Origin of the sequence: Methyloversatilis sp. (assembly GCF_030696805.1) — a bacterium.
Taxonomy (GTDB): domain Bacteria; phylum Pseudomonadota; class Gammaproteobacteria; order Burkholderiales; family Rhodocyclaceae; genus Methyloversatilis.
In genome coordinates, this window is record NZ_JAUYRO010000083.1 from 1 (window position 1) to 20,287 (window position 20,287).

At 65.1% G+C, this 20,287-nt stretch carries 22 protein-coding genes; 15 read left to right on the forward strand and 7 right to left on the reverse strand.

The features are described 5' to 3' along the window. Together Q8R75_RS13080 and Q8R75_RS13085 are read left to right on the forward strand one after the other, a co-directional pair. On the forward strand, nucleotides 1–746 hold a 746-nt coding region (locus Q8R75_RS13080), incomplete at its 5' end, for a VWA domain-containing protein (RefSeq protein WP_305663710.1). A 236-nt stretch (nucleotides 747–982) separates the two neighbouring features. Then, nucleotides 983–2,038: a phytoene/squalene synthase family protein gene (locus tag Q8R75_RS13085; protein ID WP_305615237.1), complete on the forward strand. Its 1,056-nt coding sequence runs from the start codon at nucleotides 983–985 to the stop codon at nucleotides 2,036–2,038. 6 nt (nucleotides 2,039–2,044) lie between these two features. Here the strand turns inward: Q8R75_RS13085 and bchO are convergent, their stop codons facing one another. Continuing rightward, the gene (bchO, locus tag Q8R75_RS13090; RefSeq protein ID WP_305615235.1) at nucleotides 2,045–2,929 is read right to left on the reverse strand and encodes an alpha/beta fold hydrolase BchO; all 885 of its coding nucleotides are present in this window, start codon (nucleotides 2,927–2,929) and stop codon (nucleotides 2,045–2,047) included. A 101-nt stretch (nucleotides 2,930–3,030) separates the two neighbouring features. Here bchO and Q8R75_RS13095 point away from each other — a divergent pair, with 101 nt between their 5' ends. Further along, on the forward strand, nucleotides 3,031–3,174 hold the full coding sequence (locus Q8R75_RS13095) for a hypothetical protein (protein WP_305615233.1): 144 nt from the start codon (nucleotides 3,031–3,033) through the stop codon (nucleotides 3,172–3,174). 2 nt (nucleotides 3,175–3,176) lie between these two features. Here the strand turns inward: Q8R75_RS13095 and Q8R75_RS13100 are convergent, their stop codons facing one another. Beyond that, nucleotides 3,177–4,175 (reverse strand): carotenoid 1,2-hydratase, encoded by a 999-nt coding sequence (locus tag Q8R75_RS13100; RefSeq protein WP_305615230.1) that lies wholly within the window; start codon nucleotides 4,173–4,175, stop codon nucleotides 3,177–3,179. 162 nt (nucleotides 4,176–4,337) lie between these two features. On the opposite strand from Q8R75_RS13100, the gene Q8R75_RS13105 reads away from it, so the two are divergent. The 12 genes from Q8R75_RS13105 (at nucleotide 4,338) to Q8R75_RS13160 (ending at nucleotide 16,304) form a co-directional block, all read left to right on the forward strand. Beyond that, nucleotides 4,338–5,231, forward strand: a complete 894-nt coding sequence (locus Q8R75_RS13105) for a polyprenyl synthetase family protein (protein WP_305615228.1) — start codon at nucleotides 4,338–4,340, stop codon at nucleotides 5,229–5,231. A gap of 40 nt (nucleotides 5,232–5,271) precedes the next feature. Beyond that, nucleotides 5,272–6,447: a methyltransferase gene (locus Q8R75_RS13110; protein ID WP_305615225.1), complete on the forward strand. Its 1,176-nt coding sequence runs from the start codon at nucleotides 5,272–5,274 to the stop codon at nucleotides 6,445–6,447. A 103-nt stretch (nucleotides 6,448–6,550) separates the two neighbouring features. After that, complete coding sequence (gene bchC / locus Q8R75_RS13115; RefSeq protein ID WP_305615223.1) at nucleotides 6,551–7,486, forward strand: chlorophyll synthesis pathway protein BchC; 936 nt, start codon at nucleotides 6,551–6,553, stop codon at nucleotides 7,484–7,486. Next, nucleotides 7,483–8,505, forward strand: a complete 1,023-nt coding sequence (locus Q8R75_RS13120; RefSeq protein WP_305626837.1) for a chlorophyllide a reductase iron protein subunit X — start codon at nucleotides 7,483–7,485, stop codon at nucleotides 8,503–8,505. Before bchC ends, Q8R75_RS13120 begins: the two co-directional genes overlap by 4 nt. Nucleotides 8,506–8,515: 10 nt before the next feature. Then, nucleotides 8,516–10,042, forward strand: a complete 1,527-nt coding sequence (gene bchY, locus Q8R75_RS13125; protein ID WP_305613317.1) for a chlorophyllide a reductase subunit Y — start codon at nucleotides 8,516–8,518, stop codon at nucleotides 10,040–10,042. Continuing rightward, on the forward strand, nucleotides 10,042–11,490 hold the full coding sequence (gene bchZ / locus Q8R75_RS13130) for a chlorophyllide a reductase subunit Z (RefSeq protein WP_305613316.1): 1,449 nt from the start codon (nucleotides 10,042–10,044) through the stop codon (nucleotides 11,488–11,490). The genes bchY and bchZ overlap by 1 nt, the downstream gene beginning before the upstream one ends. 158 nt (nucleotides 11,491–11,648) lie before the next feature. Beyond that, the gene (gene pufB / locus Q8R75_RS13135; protein WP_083224038.1) at nucleotides 11,649–11,879 is read left to right on the forward strand and encodes a light-harvesting antenna LH1, beta subunit; all 231 of its coding nucleotides are present in this window, start codon (nucleotides 11,649–11,651) and stop codon (nucleotides 11,877–11,879) included. 10 nt (nucleotides 11,880–11,889) lie between these two features. Beyond that, nucleotides 11,890–12,090, forward strand: coding sequence for a light-harvesting antenna LH1, alpha subunit (gene pufA, locus Q8R75_RS13140; RefSeq protein ID WP_069039366.1), 201 nt, complete (start codon nucleotides 11,890–11,892; stop codon nucleotides 12,088–12,090). A 105-nt stretch (nucleotides 12,091–12,195) separates the two neighbouring features. Further along, nucleotides 12,196–13,020, forward strand: a complete 825-nt coding sequence (gene pufL, locus Q8R75_RS13145) for a photosynthetic reaction center subunit L (RefSeq protein WP_069039367.1) — start codon at nucleotides 12,196–12,198, stop codon at nucleotides 13,018–13,020. 23 nt (nucleotides 13,021–13,043) lie between these two features. Next, nucleotides 13,044–14,021, forward strand: a complete 978-nt coding sequence (gene pufM / locus Q8R75_RS13150) for a photosynthetic reaction center subunit M (RefSeq protein WP_305613315.1) — start codon at nucleotides 13,044–13,046, stop codon at nucleotides 14,019–14,021. Continuing rightward, on the forward strand, nucleotides 14,021–15,112 hold the full coding sequence (gene pufC / locus Q8R75_RS13155) for a photosynthetic reaction center cytochrome PufC (RefSeq protein WP_305613314.1): 1,092 nt from the start codon (nucleotides 14,021–14,023) through the stop codon (nucleotides 15,110–15,112). Before pufM ends, pufC begins: the two co-directional genes overlap by 1 nt. 379 nt (nucleotides 15,113–15,491) lie before the next feature. Next, on the forward strand, nucleotides 15,492–16,304 hold the full coding sequence (locus tag Q8R75_RS13160; protein WP_305613313.1) for a peptidylprolyl isomerase: 813 nt from the start codon (nucleotides 15,492–15,494) through the stop codon (nucleotides 16,302–16,304). A gap of 57 nt (nucleotides 16,305–16,361) precedes the next feature. Here the strand turns inward: Q8R75_RS13160 and puhE are convergent, their stop codons facing one another. From puhE to puhA, 5 genes are read right to left on the reverse strand one after another with little or no spacing between them, the layout of a single operon-like run. Beyond that, nucleotides 16,362–17,213, reverse strand: coding sequence for a putative photosynthetic complex assembly protein PuhE (puhE, locus tag Q8R75_RS13165; protein ID WP_305613312.1), 852 nt, complete (start codon nucleotides 17,211–17,213; stop codon nucleotides 16,362–16,364). 5 nt (nucleotides 17,214–17,218) lie between these two features. Continuing rightward, nucleotides 17,219–18,295 (reverse strand): magnesium-protoporphyrin IX monomethyl ester (oxidative) cyclase, encoded by a 1,077-nt coding sequence (gene acsF, locus Q8R75_RS13170; protein ID WP_305613311.1) that lies wholly within the window; start codon nucleotides 18,293–18,295, stop codon nucleotides 17,219–17,221. Further along, entirely contained in the window at nucleotides 18,292–18,771 is a 480-nt protein-coding gene (puhC, locus tag Q8R75_RS13175) for a photosynthetic complex assembly protein PuhC (protein ID WP_305613310.1), read from the reverse strand. The genes acsF and puhC overlap by 4 nt, the downstream gene beginning before the upstream one ends. A 10-nt stretch (nucleotides 18,772–18,781) precedes the next feature. Continuing rightward, a complete protein-coding gene (puhB, locus tag Q8R75_RS13180; protein ID WP_305613309.1) occupies nucleotides 18,782–19,504 on the reverse strand; it encodes a photosynthetic complex putative assembly protein PuhB in 723 nt (240 codons plus the stop codon). Continuing rightward, nucleotides 19,501–20,271 carry a photosynthetic reaction center subunit H gene (puhA, locus tag Q8R75_RS13185; protein ID WP_305613308.1) on the reverse strand — a complete coding sequence of 257 codons (771 nt, stop codon included), beginning with the start codon at nucleotides 20,269–20,271 and terminating at the stop codon, nucleotides 19,501–19,503. Before puhA ends, puhB begins: the two co-directional genes overlap by 4 nt. Between the last annotated feature and the right edge of the window lie 16 nt (nucleotides 20,272–20,287).

Below are 20,287 nucleotides of genomic sequence, written 5' to 3' on the forward strand. Positions count from 1 at the left end.
GCACGCGCGGCCGGCCGGCCGGCATCCGCCGCGGCACGCCGGGCAATGGCGCAAGACTGAACCTGATAGAAACGCTGCGCGCGGCCGCGCCCTGGCAGCCGTTGCGTCGCGCCGCGCGCGCCGGTACGCCGTCGAACTGCCTGATCGATGTGCGGCCGGACGACTTCCGCATCACCCGCTTCGCGCAGCGCTCGGAAACCACGACCATCTTCCTGGTCGACGCCTCCGGCTCTTCGGCGCTGAACCGGCTGGCCGAAGCCAAGGGTGCGGTCGAACTGCTGCTGGCCGACTGCTATGTGCGGCGCGACCGCGTGGCGTTGATCGCCTTTCGCGGCACCGGCGCCGAAGTGCTGCTGTCGCCGACCCGTTCGCTGGTGCGCGCCAAGCGCAGTCTGGCCGGCCTGCCCGGCGGCGGTGGCACGCCGCTGGCCGCCGGCATCGATGCCGGCTGGCTGCTGGCCGATGCGGTGCAGCGCCGGGGCGACACGCCGACGCTGGTGCTGCTGACCGACGGCCGTGCCAATGTGGCGCGTGACGGCGGAGGCGGCCGCGCCCGGGCCGGAGAGGATGCGCGCTCGGCTGCGCGCCGGGTCCGTGCGAGCGCCTTCCGGGCGCTGTTCATCGACACGTCGCCGCGGCCGCAGCCGGCCGCCCGCGAGCTGGCGGCCGACATGGCGGCGATGTACATGCCGCTGTCGGCGGCCGACGCGGTCAGCATTTCGAAGATCGTCCGCGCGATCGGCTGAGTCGGCGTCAGGGCTACACCGGCACGCGGGCGTATGGGCTGACGAGTGTCAATCTTTCGAGAAATTTATTGTCAATCGAAATTGACAAATCTATACTCGGTCCACAATGCTGCCTCCTTCCGCCCTGTCAGGAATCGCTGTATCGAACGCGCTTCGTCGTTGCGCACCGCGCTCATCGCACGCCGCCGGTGCTGCGGCATTGCAGGTCCGTCGCACTGCGCCGCAGCGTGATCTGCATGGCTGAGCCGACGCACGCACAGGACATGCGGGCCTGTCGCAGATTGCTGCGCAAAGGCTCGAAATCCTTTTTTGCGGCTTCGTTGCTGCTGCCGCGCGCCGTGCGCGAGCCGGCCTGTTCGCTGTATGCCTTCTGCCGCATCGCCGACGACCTGGTCGATGACAGCCAGGCAGACGCAAACGCTGTCGCGCACCTGCGCTGGCGGGTCGAGCAGGCCTGCGCCGGGCATCCGCATCCGGAACCGGCCGACCGCACGCTGGCGCGCGTGGTGGCCCGCTTCAACATTCCGGCATCGCTGCTGCTGGCGCTGATCGAAGGTTTCGAGTGGGACGCGCGCGGCCGGCAGTACATGACGCAGTCCGAACTGTTCGAATACTGCGCCCGCGTGGCCGGCACGGTGGGCGCGATGATGGCGTTGCTGATGGGGGTGCGCGATCGTGAAATCGCGGCGCGCGCCTGCGATCTGGGCCTGGCGATGCAGCTCACCAACATCGCGCGCGACGTCGGCGAAGACGCCCGGCGTGGCCGACTCTACCTGCCGCACGACTGGCTGGTCGAAGCCGGGCTCGACCCAGCTGGCTGGCTGGCCGAACCGGTGTTCGACGACCGGCTCGCGCAGGTGGTGCGCCGCCTGCTGCAGTGTGCCGACCTGCTCTATGCGCGTGCCGCGCCCGGCATCGAAAAGCTGCCCTCTGGCTGCCGCCCGGGCATTCGCGCGGCGCGCAGCGTCTATGCCGAAATCGGCCGCGGGGTCGAACGCCGGGGCTACGATTCCGTGACGTCGCGCAGCATCGTGTCGCACTGGCGCAAGAGCGTGCTGCTGGCCGAAGCGCTGAGCGGCGCGCCAAGCCTGACCGGCGCGGCGCATTACCACGTGCTCGACGAAGTGTCGGCACTGGCCGACGCGGTCGCGGCGGCGCCCACCGTCGACATGTCGGCGCTGACCGGCATTCCGCGCCGCACGCCGCAGCAGCGCATCGAGTGGCTGATTGACCTGTTCGAGCGGCTCGAGCGCGAAGAACGCGACCGCAGCACCCAGGGCACGACTGGCTGAATTCGTTCAGCGGTGCGCCGTGCCGCGGCATCCGTCCGCCGCGAAAATGTGCCGCGCGGTGAGCGCGGGCGCTTCTTCGTGCGCCAGATGCCCCAGACTTTCCAGTTCCACCAGTCGCGAGCCCGGCACCATGCGGTGCACCCGGCGCGATTCGTCCGGCGACACGGTTTCGTCACCGTTGCCGACCACCAGCGTCAGCGGTGCGCGCAGCAAAGGCAGATCGCGCACCAGCGGCGATACATCCCAGTTCGCCATCATGGCCAGTGCCCCGGCGACATGGGCGGGCGTGCTGACCAGTTTGTGATAGAGCGCCACGCCGGCCGGGTCGAGCGCCGAACCGGTGCTGCGGATCAGTCGATCGACCGCATCGCGCTGCGTGGCACGCCAGGCGAAGGCCTGCGGCGCGAAGGGCAGGGCGGACAGCAGTCGTGCCGCCGGCGGGAACAGCAGTCCGGCCAGACCGGGCAGCGGCAGCATGGCGCCATTGAGGCTGACCAGCGTGCGCGCCGGCAGCAGCCCGTCGATACTCATGCGCAGCATGATGGCCGCACCCGCTGAATGCCCGGCGACCACCTGCGGTTCTGCCTGCAACGCCGCCAGCAGGCCACCCAGCGCACGCGCAATGCCCTGCAGGGTCAGTCGGTGAGGCGCTGGCGTGCTGCTGAAACCGTGACCGGGCAGGTCGGGCGCGACGACCGTGTAGCGTGTCGCCAGTTCGGGCAGCAGCGCGCGCCACGAATGGGTGGCGGCGCCCGTGCCGTGCAGCAGCAGCAGCACCGGCCCGTCGCCAGCCACCTGGACATGCCAGCGCAATCCGCCCGCCTCGACGAAGCGGCTGGATGCTCGGTTGGGCCAGTCGCTGCCGTCGCGTGTCCAGTCAAGCGCCTTCATGACGGTGTGGCGTCAGAACCTGCGCCGGGGAGCGGGGTCAGCATCACCGGAAGAGGTGCCGAGAATGAATGGCCGAAGGAGGGTGGGGCATGAGTTCCACGATGTTGAAACTGATCGAAGCGGTCCTGATAATCGGCGGCGTGCTTGGATTCGCCGTGTATCAACTGGTATCGGTGCGACGCCAGATCAGGGAGGACCGCGCGCGGGCCGCAGCGGCGGCCGAGGACAACGACGCTGCGCACTGAGCTTACAGCGCTGCGCGCGCCCGCGTACCGCTGCGGCGCGGCATGCGGAAGGGCAGCAGGGTCTGCACCCAGCGGCTGCGGAAGCGGTCGAGGTCCAGGCTTTCATGCATGCTGCCGACGGACTCGCCGAGCAGTTGCGTACGTACCATCGATCGGGCGTAGAACGGTGTGTCTTCCAGCGTTTGAGCCTGCGGCGATGCGTGCTCGCTGCGCGTGGCACGGCCGACGCGCCACATCGTGGTCGGCAGCGCCTGCTCGGGCGGCGGGTCGAAGCTGCTGAAGCCGCCGTCGGCATCGAAGCGCAGTGCCAGTGACGCGCTCGACGCATCGCGCCGCGTCACGTCATAGAGCACCGCCGTGTCGCCGCCGTGCAGGCTTGCGCGCGACCAGTGCCAGCGAATGAAGGCTTCCTCAAGCGACGTTTCCCCGGCGTTGCTGTCGAGGTAGCCGTCGCCCTGCCAGTGCAATGCAGGCGCGTCGAGCTGCACGCTGACCCGCGCGCAGGGCGCGATCGGCGACCACAGGTGGCGCCCTTCGGCATCGAGCGCGAAGGCGTTGCGCGACAGCACCGGCGACTGCACGCGTACCTGTCCGCGCAGGCGCTGCGGCATCGGTGTCGTGATTTCGTCCAGGTCGATCACCAGCTCGTCGCCGTTCCAGTGCAGGCGGCTCGGGCCGATGGCCAGTTCATTGGCCGAACGGCGCAGTCCGCCGACGCCGCGCTCGGTCATCGCCCAGCGGCGGCATTCGCCGTACAGCGCGACATTGACCGAACAGAAATCCTGCGGATCGGCCGCACCCGGGGCGCGTCGTCGTGCGGCGGCGTAATAGGGTGAAAACACGCTGCCGATGAAGGCAATGATGGTCAGGCCGTAGCGGCCGTCGTCGCTCATCGCATCCACATACCACCACTGGTAGCCACCGGGCGGGACGCGGGCCGAGAAGTCGCGCGCGTTCATTGCCTGGCCGATGTGCCGCAGGCGCACGCGCCTGTTGCGCACCGGCAGCCCTCCGCATCCCGCCCGTTTCCAACCTTGTCATGCGCGCTCACGGAAGCTCCTGTAAATCGTGATTGACGTTGCTGTGTGTAATGTCTACATTACATGACACTACTACGCGACAAGCAAGCTTGACAGTCGCGACGACAACAACAGGAGACGGACATGGACGGCATGAAGCGTATCGAGCGGGCCCTGAGTGCTGCAGTCGAACAATCGCTGGAGGCCGCACTGTCGCATGCCGACGGTCCGACCTGTCCTCCGCTGCTGGCGTCCGCCATCCGCTATGCCGTGTTCCCCGGTGGTGCGCGCATCCGTCCGCGTCTGTGTCTCGCCGCCGCCTGCGCCTGCGGTGAAGACGATACTTCGGTAGCAGACCATGCCGCTGCCGCCATCGAACTGCTGCACTGCGCCTCACTGGTGCATGACGATCTGCCCTGTTTCGATGATGCGCCGACGCGCCGCGGCAAGCCTTCCGTACATAGTGCCTACGGCGAACGCATTGCAGTGCTGGCCGGCGATGCGCTGATCGTGCTCGCTTTCCAGACGCTGGCGCGTGGGGGTGCGAATGCGCCATACCGCCTGGTGCCGCTGCTGTCCATCATCGGCCGTGGTGTCGGCGTGCCGTCGGGCATCGTGGCGGGTCAGGCGTGGGAATGCGAGTCGGACGTCAATCTGCGCGAATACCAGCAGGCCAAGACCGGTTCGCTGTTTGCGTCGGCCACGATGGCCGGTGCGGCGGCTGCCGGCGCCGATCCCGGCCCCTGGCGTGCGCTGGGTGACTGCATGGGTGAAGCGTTCCAGGTCGCCGACGACATTCTCGATGCGGCGTCCGATGCAACGAAGATCGGCAAGCCGGTCGGTCGCGACGTGGCGCTTGGACGTCCGAGCGCGGTGCGCGAACTCGGCCTGCATGGCGCCATCCGCCGCCTCAACCTGCTGGTGGCCGAAGCCATCGATTCAGTGCCGGTGTGTTCGGGCGCCGACGGTCTGCGTGCGGTCATCGCGATGGAAGCTTCGCGGCTGATTCCGCGCGAACTCGCCGACAGCGTCCTCTGAAGCCGGGTCTTCCCGCTTCAGGCCGGCGCGCACAGACAACATGAGTACCCCTTTCAGCATGGAGTCTTCGGCTTTCGACAGCGACCGCAAGCCCGGTCTCGCCGACCGGCTGCGCGACGCGGCCGATCGCCTGCTCAGCAGCCCGCGCTTTCATCACTGGGCGTCCGCGTTTCCGCTGACCCGCTGGAAAGCCCGGCGCGAGGCACGTGCGCTGTTCGATCTGTGCGGCGGCTTCGTCTATTCGCAGATATTGCTGGCCTGCGTGCGGGTCGACCTGTTCCGGCTGCTGGCCGGCGGGCCGATGGCTGCACATCCGATCGCAACGCGCATCGGCATGTCGGACGAAGCGGCAACCCGCCTGCTGGACGCCGCAGTCGCGTTACGCCTGGTGGCCCGTCGCTCCGGCGGCCGTTACGGGCTGGGCATGCTGGGCACGGCGATGGTCGCCAACCCGGGCATCGCGGCGATGGTTGAACACCACGGTCGCATCTATCGTGATTTCGAAGATCCGCTGGCGCTGCTGCGCGGCCTGTCGCAGCGCACCGCGCTGTCGCAGTACTGGCCGTATGCCGGCAACGAACAGGCGTCGGAACTGGAAGGCGATCGCATCCGCGACTACACCGCGCTGATGGCGGCCTCGCAGCCTATGGTGGCGGCCGAGGTGCTTGATGCCTACCCGGTCGGCATGCATCGCTGCCTGCTCGACGTCGGCGGCGGCGACGGCAGCTTCCTCGCCGCCGCCGCACAACGCGCGCCCGACCTGAAGCTTCAGTTGTTCGATCTGCCAGCGGTCGCCGAACGCGCCCGCATGCGTTTCGACGCGGCTGGTCTTGCCGCGCGAGCCACGGCGTTCGGCGGCTCCTTCCAGTCGGGCGAGCTGCCGACCGGCGCCGACCTGGTATCGCTGGTGCGCGTGCTTCACGACCACGACGACGAAGACGTCATGGCGCTGCTGCGGGCCATCCACCGTGCGCTGCCTGATGACGGCGTGCTGCTCATTGCTGAGCAGATGTCCGGGGTGCGCGGTGCCGAACCGGTGGGCGATGCCTATTTCGGCTTCTATTTGATGGCGATGGGCCGCGGTCGTCCGCGCTCCGAAGCCCGCCTGACCGAAATGCTGCGCGCCGCCGGCTTCTGCCAGATTGGCCTGATTCCGACCCGTATTCCGGTGCAGACGTGCGTGCTGGTCGCGCGTCCGAAACATTTACAGACATAAATGTAATGATTAGTTGACACTAATCAGAGTAAGCCTAGAATGACACTCAAGGTGACAAGCCGTCGCGACACATGAACGACGGGGTCCTCAACGCGGAGGCGCGATGAACAGTATTGCCGTAGTACTGAAGCAGCCGGAGCAGTTGGAGCTGAGCCAGCTCGAACTGACACCGGCAGGCGATGCCGATGTCGTGGTCGACGTCGAGTGGAGCGGCATCAGTACCGGCACCGAGCGCCTGCTGTGGTCCGGCCGCATGCCGCCGTTCCCCGGCATGGGTTATCCGCTGGTGCCGGGCTACGAGTCGGTGGGGCGCGTCAGTGCCGCCGGCGCCGCCTCCGGTCTGAATGTGGGTGATCACGTATTCGTGCCGGGTGCACGCTGCTTCGGCGAAGTGCGCGGTCTGTTCGGCGGAGCGGCATCCCGCCTCGTGGTGCCGGCTGCCCGCACCGTCACGCTCGACGACAGTTTCGGCGAACGCGGCATTTTGCTGGCCCTTGCAGCGACTGGACAGCACGCCATCGCCGACGGCGATCACCTGCCTGACCTGATCATCGGTCACGGCGTGCTCGGTCGCATGATCGCCCGGCTGACCGTTGCCGCCGGAGGCGATCCGATCGTGTGGGAACGCAACCCGGCGCGCGCCGATGGCGCCCAAGGCTATCGCGTCATCGACCCCGCAACCGACGAGCGCCGCAATTACCGCTGCATCTGCGATGTCAGCGGCGACGGCAGCCTGCTTGACGCACTCATTGCCCGGCTGGTCCCGCACGGAGAGATTGTGCTGGCCGGTTTTTACGAAGACGCACTGTCGTTCAACTTCCCGCCGGCCTTCATGCGTGAAGCCCGCCTGCGCATCGCCGCGCAGTGGCAGGAAAGCGATCTGGTGACGGTGCGCGACATGGCAGCCGCCGGGCGGCTGTCGCTCGAAGGTCTGATTACCCACCGGCAGAGTGCGACCGATGCGGATGCGGCTTACCGCACGGCGTTCTCGGACCCGGCCTGCCTGAAAATGATTCTCGACTGGAGATCCCTGTCATGAGCGACGCCTGCGGAACATCGTCCGGCACCTCGCCGATCAAGTTCGACCTGAACAAGGTGCTGCGTGCCGAAGCCGCGATCGATCCGGATCCGGTCCCGACCGGTGAAGCGACCAAGACGACGCAGATCATCGCGATCTACGGCAAGGGCGGCATCGGCAAGAGTTTCACGCTGGCCAACCTGAGTTACATGATGGCGCAACAGGGCAAGAAGGTATTGCTGATCGGCTGCGATCCCAAGAGCGACACCACCAGCCTGCTGTTCGGCGGCAAGGCCTGCCCGACCATCATCGAAACCAGCAGCAGGAAAAAGCTCGCCGGTGAGGACGTGAAGATCGGCGACGTCTGCTTCATCCGCGACGGCGTGTTCGCGATGGAGCTGGGCGGGCCGGAAGTCGGTCGCGGCTGCGGCGGTCGCGGCATCATCCACGGCTTCGAAACGCTCGAAAAGCTCGGCTTCCACGACTGGGGGTTCGACTACGTGCTGCTCGACTTCCTGGGCGACGTGGTGTGCGGCGGCTTCGGTCTGCCGATCGCCCGCGACATGTGCCAGAAGGTCATCGTCGTGGCCAGCAACGACCTGCAAAGTCTGTATGTCGCCAACAACGTGTGCAGTGCGGTCGAATACTTCCGCAAGCTCGGTGGCAACGTCGGCGTGGCCGGCGTGGTGATCAACCGCGACGACGGAACGGGCGAAGCCGCGCAGTTCGCCGAAGCGGCCGGCATTCCGGTGCTGGCCACGATTCCCGCCAACGACGACATCCGCCGCAAGAGCGCCAGCTACGAAATCATCGGCCGGCCCGGCTCGCAGTGGGCGCCGCTGTTCGAGGAACTGGCGATGAATGTGGCCGAAGCGCCGCCGGTACGGCCGAAACCGATGACGCAGGACGGCCTGCTGGGCCTGTTCGCTGCCGATGTCACCGGACGCGACTATGTCATGACGCCGGCCACCGTGGCCGACATGCTGGGCAAGGATGAAGTGATCAAGCCCACGCTCGAAGTGGTGTACGACACCGTTTGAGGTGGTCACCATGTCCAACATATCCGACATCAAGGTCATCAACGCCGACGCGCTGAAAAGCGATGGTCTGGGTTGCCATGCCGGTCGCGATCAGCTGGAAGGTGCAGCCCGCGCCGCCGGCAAGAGCGGCGTGCTGGATCAGTACGCACTGGATTATCCGAAAGGTCCGCACGATCAGCCGCAGTCGATGTGTCCGGCGTTCGGTTCGCTGCGCGTTGGTCTGCGCATGCGCCGCACCGCGACAGTACTGTCGGGTTCCGCCTGCTGCGTATATGGATTGACCTTCACGTCGCATTTCTACGGTGCGCGTCGCAGCGTCGGTTACGTGCCGTTCAACAGTGAATCGCTGGTGACCGGCAAGCTGTTCGAAGACATCCGCGAAGCGGTGTTCAAGCTGGCGGACCCGGCGCTGTACGACGCAGTGGTGATCATCAACCTGTGCGTGCCGACGGCCAGTGGCGTGCCGCTGCAGCTGTTGCCCAAGGACATCAACGGCGTACGCATCATCGGCATCGACGTGCCGGGTTTCGGCGTGCCGACGCACGCTGAAGCGAAAGACGTACTGGCCGGTGCGATGCTGCGTTACGCACGCACCGAAGCGGAGCAGGGTCCGGTGCAGGCGCCGCGCAACGGCATCAGCGACAAGCCCACGGTCGCCCTGGTGGGCGAAATGTTTCCGGTGGATCCGGTCGGCATCGGTGCAATGCTGGAACCCCTTGGCCTGGCGGCTGGTCCGGTGGTCCCGACGCGTGAGTGGCGCGAGCTGTATGCCGCCCTCGATTGCGCCGTGGTGGCGGGTATCCACCCTTTCTACACCGCGAGTTTCCGTGAATTCGAAACCGCAGGGCGCGCCATTGTCGGCTCGGCGCCGGTCGGGCACGACGGCACTGACGCCTGGCTGCAGGCCATCGGCAACGCATGCAATGTCGGACAGGCGCAGATCGATGCGGCCAGAAACCGCTTCCTGCCGGCCATCCGGGGCGCGCTGTCGGCCAATCCGATCAAGGGCCGCATCACGCTGAGCGGCTACGAAGGGTCCGAACTGCTGGTCGCCCGCCTGCTGGTCGAAAGCGGCGCCGATCTGCGCTACGTCGGCACGGCCTGCCCGCAGACGGTGCACAGCGCGGCCGACCTCGACTGGTTGAACGCGCACGGCGTGCATGTTCAGTACCGCGCGTCGCTGGAACAGGATCTGGCGGCGATGCACGAATTCAAGCCCGACCTCGCGATCGGCACGACGCCCATCGTCCAGGCGGCGAAGGAGGCCCGCATTCCGGGTCTGTACTTCACGAACCTGATTTCCGCCCGCCCGCTGATGGGACCGGCCGGTGCCGGCTCGCTGGCGACGGTGGTCAACAGCGCCATCGGCAACAAAGCGCGTTTCGACACCATGAGTGACTTCTTCGAAGGCGTGGGCACCGGGCATACCGCCGGTGTGTGGCAGGAATCGCCGAAGGACCATCCCGAGTTCCGCACCGCCTACAAGGCGAAAATGGCCAAGCTGGCCAAGGCGCGCAGCGTAGAGGAGGCCATCTGATGTTGGTCCTCGATCACGATCGCGCAGGCGGCTACTGGGGTGCGGTGTATGTGTTTACCGCCGTCAAGGGACTGCAGGTGGTCATCGATGGTCCGGTCGGTTGCGAAAACCTGCCGGTCACCTCGGTGCTGCACTACACCGACGGCCTGCCGCCGCATGAACTGCCCATCGTGGTGACCGGACTGGCCGAAGAGCAGCTCGGGCGCGAAGGCACTGAAGGGGCGATGAAGCGCGCTCACGCAGTGCTCGATCCCGACATGCCCGCCGTGGTGGTGACCGGTTCGATCGCCGAAATGATCGGCGGCGGCGTGACCCCCGAAGGCACGAACATCCAGCGCTTCCTGCCGCGCACCATCGATGAGGACCAGTGGCAGTGCGCGAACCGCGCCATCAACTGGCTCTGGACGCAGTACGGCACAAAGAAGATTCCGGAGCGCAAGGCGCGCGCCGAAGGCGACAAGCCGCGGGTGAACATCATCGGGCCGATCTACGGCACCTTCAATACGCCGAGCGATCTGGCCGAAATACGCCGCCTGGTCGAAGGCATCGGCTGCGAAATCAATATGGTGTTCCCGCTCGGGAGCCACCTGGCCGACATACCGAAGCTGGTCAATGCCGACGTCAATGTCTGCATGTACCGCGAGTTCGGGCGGCTGCTGTGCGAAACACTGGAACGTCCCTACCTGCAGGCGCCGATCGGCCTGCACAGCACGACGCTTTTCCTGCGCAAACTGGGCGAACTGACCGGTGTCGATCCGGAACCGTTCATCGAGCGCGAAAAGCACACCACGATCAAGCCGATCTGGGACCTGTGGCGCTCGGTCACGCAGGATTTCTTCGGCACCGCCAGCTTTGCGGTGGTCGCCAACGAAACCTACGCACGTGGTCTGCGCCACTTCCTCGAAGAAGACATGGGTCTGCCGTGCAACTTCGCGGTGTCGCGCTGCCCTGGCCAGAAGACCGACAACGACGACGTGCGCCGTCTGGTGCGCGAGAAGACCCCGCTGGTGATGTTCGGCAGCTACAACGAGCGCATGTACATGGCCGAATGCGGCGCACGTGCGAGCTATATCCCGTCGTCCTTTCCGGGCGCCATCATCCGCCGCCACACGGGCACGCCCTTCATGGGCTACGCCGGTGCGACGTATGTGGTGCAGGAAGTGTGCAACGCGCTGTTCGACGCACTGTTCCACATCCTGCCGCTGGCCACCGACATGGACCGGGTCGACCCGACGCCCGCGCGCATCACGCGCGCCGATACGCGTCCGTGGGATGACGAGGCGCAGCGCCTGCTCGATCAGTACGTGAATGAAAAACCCTTTCTGGTCCGCATTTCGGCAGCCAAACGCCTGCGTGACCGGGCGGAAGAAGACGCCCGCCGCGCCGATGAAGCACGCATCACGGCGGAACGGGTAATGAATGCGCGCCTTGCGCTCGAGCCGACATGAGTCCGGCCGGCCGACAAGGCGCAGTAACCGAAATCGAAAGATGCGTCCGGTCTGACCGGAACACGATCTTCCGGGGTGCAGCCTGCCTCGAAAGTCCCTGCCGCGCGGGATTTGCGCGGTGGTAATACGGCCGAAAGGCCCATCAGGAGGTAAATGTTATGGCTGATGCCAATAGCGGATCCCTGTCAGGATTGACAGCTTCCGAAGCGCGTGAATTCCACGCCATTTTCATGACGAGTTTCATCGTGTTTCTCGTCGTCGCAATCGTTGCACACATCCTAGTCTGGAACTGGCGTCCGTGGCTGCCGGGTTCGGAAGGTTATGCGTCACTGATTGAAGGCGTCCGGGCAGCGACGTACTCAGTCATCCCTTACATCTATCAGGCATAGGAGCATAAATATGTGGCGTATATGGATGTTGTTCGATCCGCGCAGATCACTGGTGGCTCTGGCCGTCTTTCTGTTTGTGCTCGCGATCGTGATTCATTTCATTCTTCTCAGTACCGATCGCTTCAACTGGATCGAAGGACCGAGCAAGAAGCCGATGGCTGCGGCGAGTGTCGCGATGCCGGCACCGGTTGCACTGAATCAGGTGCAGTAAAGAGGAAGGCGCAAGTCTGGCGAGGACCGGGCCTGCCCGGCCTCGCTTGTTGCGAAGCCAAGTTTGAAAAGTGGGAGCCCGAAGGCTTCCCAAAAGGGGGTTGGCATGTCCATGCTCAGTTTTGAAAGAAAGTACCGCGTCCGCGGTGGCACGCTGATAGGCGGAGACCTGTTCGATTTCTGGGTAGGCCCCTTCTATGTAGGATTCTTCGGCGTCACCACGATGTTCTTTTCCCTCGTGGGAACGCTGCTCATCGTCTGGAGTGCCTCGCAGGGGCCGACCTGGAATCTGTGGCAGATCAACGTTGCGCCGCCTGACCTGAGTTACGGGCTGGGCATGGCTCCGCTGATGGAAGGCGGGCTCTGGCAGTTGATCACGGTGTGTGCAATCGGTGCCTTTGTGTCCTGGGCGCTGCGAGAAGTTGAAATATGTCGCAAGCTTGGCATCGGTTATCACGTTCCGGTGGCATTCGGTTTCGCGATTCTGGCTTACGTGACCCTGGTCGTGTTCCGGCCCATCCTGATGGGTGCGTGGGGCCACGGATTCCCTTACGGCATCATGAGTCACCTGGACTGGGTTTCGAATACCGGTTACCAGTATCTGCACTTCCATTACAACCCGGCGCACATGCTGGCGGTGAGCTTCTTCTTTGCCACCACCCTCGCACTGTCGCTGCACGGCGCGCTCATCCTGTCCTCGACCAACCCTGCCAAGGGCGAAGTGGTCAAGACGCCGGATCATGAAAACACTTTCTTCCGCGATGCGATCGGCTACTCGATCGGCACGCTCGGTGTGCACCGTCTCGGGCTGTTCCTTGCGCTGTCGGCGGTCTTCTGGAGTGCCGTGTGCATCATCATCAGCGGCCCGTTCTGGACGCGCGGCTGGCCCGAATGGTGGAGCTGGTGGCTCAACCTCCCCGTGTGGCGCTAACAGAAGAAAGAGAGGGTAGAGTCATGGCGGAATACCAGAATATTTTCACCCAGGTCCAGGTGCATGGACCCGCCTTCCCGGGCGTCTCGATCGGTCGCGACGACCGTGAGCGGATGGGCAAACCCACAGACGTGCATCTGTTCGGCAGGCTGGGCGATGCACAGATCGGCCCGATCTATCTGGGCTGGCTGGGAATAGCATCGATCATCTGCTTCCTGGTCGCGTTCGAAATCATCGGCCTCAACATGCTGGCGTCGGTGAACTGGAGTCCGATCGAATTCGTGCGGCAGCTTTTCTGGCTGGGGCTCGAACCGCCGCCGCCGGAATATGGATTGAAGTTGCCGCCGCTCAATCAGGGTGGCTGGTGGCTGATGGCCGGCTTCTTCCTGACATTGTCGATCATGCTGTGGTGGCTGCGCATGTACCGCCGCGCCAAGGCGCTCGGCATGGGCACCCACGTGGCCTGGGCATTCGCCGCGGCGATCTGGCTCTACCTCGTGCTCGGCTTCATCCGTCCGCTGCTGATGGGTTCCTGGTCGGAGGCAGTTCCATTCGGCATCTTCCCGCATCTGGACTGGACGGCCGCGTTCTCGATCCGCTACGGCAATCTGTTCTACAACCCGTTCCACATGCTGTCGATCGCCTTCCTGTACGGATCGGCGCTGCTGTTCGCCATGCACGGTGCAACCATCCTTGCGGTCAGCCGCTTCGGTGGCGAACGCGAAATCGAACAGATCGTCGATCGTGGTACGGCATCGGAACGTGCAGCACTGTTCTGGCGCTGGACGATGGGCTTCAACGCGTCGATGGAATCCATTCACCGCTGGGCGTGGTGGTTCGCAGTGCTGTGCCCGCTGACCGGCGGCATCGGCATCCTGCTCACCGGCACCGTGGTCGACAACTGGTATCTGTGGGCGGTCAAGCACCACGTCGCACCGATGTACCCGGCGGTATTCGGCACTGTTGTCGATCCCGCAATGCTGCAAGGAGCGCAACAATGATGAAGTCCTATACAGCGATACGCATCGCACTGTTGCTGGCGGCCGGCGTTCTGGTGTCGGCATGCGAAAGGCCGCCGATCACCACCGAGCAGCACGGCTTCCGCGGCACCGCGATGGTCAAGGTCGCCAACCCGCGCATTGTCGCCGAGCAGGCAGGAATCCATGCCGTACCGGCGGCGCTTCCCGTCGCGCCGCAGGAAGGGCAGAAGGCGTCCGAGGTGTATCAGAACGTCAAGGTGCTGGGCGACGTCAGCGTGGCGGAATTCACCCGCATCATGGTTGCCATGACGCAGTGGGTTTCGCCGGAGCAGGGTTGCGGTTACTGCCACAACCTGCAGAATCTGGCCGATGATTCGCTCTACACCAAGGTCGTGGCGAGGCGCATGATCCAGATGACGCAGACCATCAACAGCGACTACAAGACGCACGTAGCGGATACCGGCGTCACCTGCTACACCTGCCACCGCGGCATGCCGGTACCGGCCAATGTGTGGTTCGCACCTGAGCCGCAGAAGCACGCAACGCGCATGGTCGGCAGCAAGGGCGGGCAGAACACGCCGGCCGAGTCGGTGGCCTATGCATCGTTGCCCTACGATCCTTTCACCCCGTATCTGAGCAAGGCCAACACGATCGCCGTGAATGCGACGACCGCGTTGCCGAATGTACGGGTGGGATCGATCCAGGCGACAGAGGACACCTACGCGCTGATGATGCACATGTCGGATGGTCTCGGCGTGAATTGCACCTACTGCCACAACACGCGTGCTTTCTCGTCGTGGGAAACCAGCACGCCGCAGCGCGTGACCGCCTGGCACGGCATCCGGATGTCGCGTGACCTGAACAACACCTATATGGAACCGCTGACGCAGACCTTCCCGGTCCATCGCCTCGGCGCCTTGGGTGATGTGGCCAAGGTGAATTGTGCAACCTGCCACCAAGGGGCCTACAAGCCGCTGTACGGTGCGCCGATGCTCAAGGACTACATGGCGCTCAGTGCAGCGGGCGCGCTGGCAGCGATGCCGGCTGCAGCCGCACCCGAGGCGCCGGCCGAGCCAGCTGCCGAAATGCCGGCTGAAGCCGAAAAGCCGTAAGTTCGATCGCCGGCCGCGTGCCGGCGATTGGCACAGATCGTCCGGCCGCTCCTGCATCACCCCCGCCGTGCCAGACGGCGTTTGCGGGGGCGGATCCCGACCCTGGCAGTACACTTGGGGCCCTTCGGGGCCCTGAGCCGTTCACGCAGTGCTGTCGCACGTTTGCTTCAAGTGAGCTGCTGCGCGGCAGCAGTCTGCGCACTTCGCCGCGGACATCGCTGCAGGGGTTCGCGGCTGACCACGAACCTGAGAGAATCCGTTTCCGAAGCGCATCGCCGGGTTGCAACCGCTGCGTCCCGTGATCCCGCCAATCCATGGCTTCGCCAGTGCCCGCAGCGCTGCGGCCAGAGCCCATACCTGAAAACAGAAGGATCCATCGATGAACCACACTTTGAGCTGTCTGGCCGCCGCGATCGCGATCGGCACAGCACTCCCCGCTTCGGCGCAGGAAGCGGCCGCGACGACCCCAGCGTTCACCGACAAGGTTGCCAGGGTCAACGGCGTGCCGATCCCGTCGGAACTTGGCAATGTATTCATCAAGGAACAGGTGGCCCAGGGGGCGCTCGACAGCCCGGATCTGCGCTCGCGCGTGCGCGATCACCTGGTGCGTCGCGAGGTGCTGCTGCAGGCGGCGCGCGAAGGCAAGGTGGACAAGGATCCCGCGCTGCTGCAGCGCATCGAGTACGCACGCGACGAAATGGTGATCAACGCCTACCTCGACGGCTGGTCGAAGGAGCACCCGATCACCGACGCACAGATCACGGCGGAATATGACCGCGCAGCGGCCAAGATGGGCACCGGCACGGAATACAAGGCGCGGCACATCCTGGTTGACCAGGAGGGCGCGGCGAAATCCATCATCGACAACCTGAACAGCGGCATCGAGTTCAGTGCGCTGGTTGTGTACTCGAAGGACACCGGCAGCCAGGAACGGGGCGGCGATCTCGGCTGGGCGGATGCGGCGACCTACGTCAAGGAGTTCAGCGAGGCGATGACCAAGCTGGAAAAGGGCAAGTACACGACTGAACCGGTGAAGACGCAGTTCGGCTTTCACGTCATCCTGCTCGATGACGTGCGCAAGAAGGGCCCGCCGCCGCTCGAACAGGTGAAGGAGCGCATGGTCCAGCACCTGCAGCAGCAGGCTGTGCAGGAACACGTCACGACGCTGCTGGGCAAGGCGAAGGTCGAGTAGTGAGACATCGACAAGGCACCCGTTCGAGCTGTGCCCGAACGGGTGCCTTGTTGCAGATCAGGGTTTGGCGGCGTCGATGGTGGCGATGCGGTGCGTGTGCACGGCCGTCGAACATTGATGACCCGGCTTCAAGGCCGGAGCGGCTTTCAGTTCGCGTGACTTCAGGCCCCACTTCCACAGCGCATTGAAGGGCAGCGGCAGCACCATGAACCAGTGCTCGATCACCGCGAGGCCTGACATCGTGGCCAGCAGCGTGAAGCACACGGTTGTCGCCTCGCTGTTGCCGGCCGCGCCTATCTGCTGGATCAGCAGCACGGTCACGATGGTTCCGGTGGTCACCGAGAACGGAAACAGCAGGTTCATGCGCCGGCGCCGGAAGAAGCTCTTCAGATAGGTCAGGTGCGGCGGCAGGAATTCCTCGCTGAAATTGCGCACGCCGAAATGCAGGTTCAGTTTGGCGCTGAGCCGCATCCCCCACAGCAGCATGAAGGTCCACGTACCGGTCTGGTTCGGGTCGCCCCAGGTGATGGCGGTGATGACGATGGCGGCGACCAGAATCGACAGTTCATGATGGATGATGGCTTCCGTGGCGTGCCAGAAATGTGCCGGCCCGCCGCAGCCGTCCGGGCAGCCGTGCTTGCGCGGGCCGGTGATGAAACCCATCAGGAAGGTCATTTCCAGCCAGCCCCAAACGATCAGCGCACTGGTGAAGCTGCAGTACGTCATCGCGACCGACGTGTCGGCTGCGCTGTGATTCAGCGCAAACAGCGCAGCCACCATCAGCAGGCTGGCCGCCAGCAGACTCTGGCGGAAGGTGTGCCGCGGCAGACCGTCCAGATAAAGGATGGCGCCGGTGGCAAACCACCACAGGCCGAGTGCAAACAGCGCCGGTGTCATCCAGTCGCTCATCGACATCACCAGGCCGGTTGCATGCGCACGGACTGGGGAATGTCGTTGCGCTTCACCGGATGCAGGTAGAGCCGGGCAAAGGTGCCGAAAGCCGCCACTGCGCAAGCGCCGCGCTTGACCAGTCCGATTAAGCCGCCCTGCGCCTTGGCGCGTTCGTTCGCCTGGGCCAGCGCGAACAGGCGCTCGAAGCCGGCGCGGAACACGGCGCTGTCGGTGTCCAGCGTGAGCGGGAAGACCTGCTTGGAAATTTCCGAGGTGATGCGGAAAACTTCGTAATCGTAGTTGTCGGCATCCAGACCCATGGCCTGATGCAGTTGCGGACGCATGTGATCGCGCACGTACATCGTGGCGTACACGGCGAGCAGGAAGAACCTGACCCAGAGGAGGTTGCCGCCGCGCAGCAGGTGCGGGTTGGCGCGCATGATCAGCGCAAACGACTCGCCGTGGCGGAATTCGTCATTGCACCAGCGCTCGAACCACCGGAATATCGGATGGAAGCGCAGCTCCGGGTGCCGTTCCAGCTGACGGTAAATCGTGATGTAGCGGGCGTAGCCGATCTTCTCCGACAGGTAGGTTGCGTAGAAGATGTATTTCGGCTTGAAGTAGGTGTACTTCTTCGTGCGCTTCAGGCCGCCCAGATCGACGCCCAGACCGTAGTCCTTCAGCGACATGTTCAGGAAGTTGGCGTGCCGGGCTTCATCGCGCGCCATGTAGGACATCAATTCCTTGATGTCCGGATTTTCGACGTTCTTCTTGATTTCGTTGTACAGCACGCAGCCGGAGAACTCCGACGTGATCGAGCTGATCAGGAAGTCCATGAACTCCTGGTGCAGTTCCGGCGGCAGTTGCCTGATCTGCTCGCCGAAGTCTTCCGTGCGCTGGAAGTGGTCGTGATTGTTGTCGCCTTCGTACTCGGCCATCATCACGTCCCATTCCGCGCGCACGGCGCTGACGTCGATGCGGTCCATCGCCTCGAAATCGGTGGTGTAGAAGCGCGGGCTGAGCATGGTGCTCACGCGCGCCTTGGCGGTCGATTCCTCGGATACGGCAGCCGCAGCGGCGGTGTGGGTGGCGGTAGTCATTGCGGTGCTCCTGAGGCGTGCATTTCGGGCGAGCGCGCAACGTCGAGCAGCTTGACGAAGGCGCCGGCATTGGTCGGGCCGAACGAATCGAGGTCTACGCGTCGGCTGGTGGCGGGATCGATCAGGGTCAGCCGGCCGTCGGCGCGCCCGATCAGCTGGAAGGCCACATCGGCGCCGATGCCCTGGCGCTTGCGTTCGCGCGCGAGCCCGCGCAGCGTGCCGCGGATGAAGCCCTGTTCTCCGACGATGGATTCGATCTCGGCGCCGCTTCGCGCATCGATAACGGCGATGCTGCCGTCGGCCCTGTCTTCGAAGCGCAGATCGCGTGTTGCCACGGCGGCGGCGTCGGGCACGCTGATGTTCACGCCCGACAGCCTGACCGTGGTGACTGCCAGCAGCACGACCAGCAGCATGGCGCCGATGGCAATGAGCGGGCCGCGCGACAGCGGGTGATGCGAGACAACTTGGGCTTCCATGGTCCTGACCTCAGTCGATCGCGAGTTGCGGGGTGCCGCCGTTCAGGCTGCGGGCGGGCTGCGGACTTTCGCTGCCGGCGGCACGCAGGGGCGTTGCCGCCAATGCCGCCGATGCAGCGGCTTCGCCGGCAGCGGCCGTCCATGCGCTCTGCAGAACCTGCGCCACATGAGCAGCGTCCGGCACGCAGCACAGCATGGGCTCCGGCTTCGTCACGCGCCACGGGCGGGCATGCGGCCACAGGTGCAGCACGGCGATGCGTTCGGTGCCGCCCAGCGTCAGCGGAATGTTGCCGTGACCGTCCTTGTGCAGCTTGAGCCCGGCCGATTCGATGCGCCGCAGCGGCAGGTTGAACGTGAGGCTCAATACGATTCCCACGCGCATGACGACGCGCTTGTCGGTGATCGTATAGACCGTGGTGCGCGCCGACAGCCAGGCCAGCAAGGCCAGCGAGCCGAGGGCGAACACCACCAGCGGCAGCAGCATGACGATGGCCATCGCCGCATCGCCGATGCTGCCCTCGCCGGACATGACGAAACCGGCGCGCAGGATCAGGATGGCGGCGAAGTAGCCGGTAAGCGCCGGCAGATGGAAGCGCTCGCGTGCCATGCGCTTCCAGTCCGGTGCGCCCTGCCACAGCACGCGTTCATCCTGCGGCAGTCGTTCCGGCAGCCCGAGCTGCGGTTCGAACTCGTGTTCGTGCCCGGTATTGGGCACGGCTTTGAGCGTGCTCACAGCAGGGGCTCCTTGCGGCCGGGTTCGGCGTACAACGTGCCGCCACCGTAATAGGCCATGACCTTTTCTTCCTCGAGGAAGGTGATCTGGTCAGGCGATGCGAGGCCGGGCACGCTCGAGAAATGGTGGCCGAGGATGGACGCCACCTTGACCTGGCGGGCACCGATGCGACTGAAGTTGATCGGCAGCATCACGCGGCGCGTGCCGCCCCCGACCGGTACGTCGAGTTCGAGGTAGCGGAACATCGCTTCCGAGCGGTCGACCCACAGGTCGCGCACCACACCACCCACCTTGCCGTCGGCACCGACCACCGGGAGGCCGCGCGGATCGGCGTCCTGGTGCGCCACGCCGTAGGCGGTATCCGCGCGCAGCGGCACGATGCGCAGGCGACCGTCGTAGGTCACGTCAGGGATGTCGGCACGATCTGCATACGCACCCGGCCCGACCCCATCGAGCATCGGATTGCCGGTCGGATTCAGCGGCGCACCCGGGAACCTGGCGCTTGGCACAGCCTTCAGCGTCTGCGGTGACACAGCGAAATTCGGAGCCGTCACGGTACGGCCATCCTGCAGCTTGTAGGTCTTCGGATCCGGAATGGCCGGGAAGCCCTGGACCTTGATGCTGCCCGATCGATCGGATTCGAGCGGGTAGCCTTCCCGCTTGCTTTCCTGGTGCAGGTAGTAGATCAGGCCGGCGAAAAAGACCCAGAAAACGTAGAGCGTGATCTGCGCGACGTCGATGTATGCAGTGATGGCACCAGTACCCATTTTGCTCTCCTTCTTG